Annotated in this window: 1 pseudogene; it reads right to left on the bottom strand. The window is 77.0% G+C overall.

Features of this window, described 5'->3' with window-relative positions:
* Positions 1–244, bottom strand: a pseudogene (locus tag SB771_RS36465) (polysaccharide deacetylase); the annotation flags it as partial.

Raw genomic sequence — 244 nt, 5'->3', positions numbered from 1 at the left:
CGGGCTGTCCGCGCCCTTGGGCGGTTGTCCACCGGCCTCGAACTGCATCGAGATCGGGATCACGAGCCGGATGCCGTCCGGCCAGAAGGTGCCGGCCGGCGCATCGGCCGCGGCCGGTCGCGGGCCCTGTGGCGTTGCGGCCGCGGCCGCGCTGGACGCGCCCGTGGCGGCCGCGACGCCGGCCACGAGCCCGGCGCCAGCCTGGGCGAGAAAGGTGCGGCGCGGCGAAGGTTGCGCCTGATTC

The organism is Burkholderia sp. SIMBA_051, assembly GCF_046534915.1.
Classification (GTDB): domain Bacteria; phylum Pseudomonadota; class Gammaproteobacteria; order Burkholderiales; family Burkholderiaceae; genus Burkholderia; species Burkholderia ambifaria.
The sequence above is the reverse complement of the archived record's forward strand: the minus strand, read 5'-3'. Positions and strand labels throughout refer to the sequence as shown.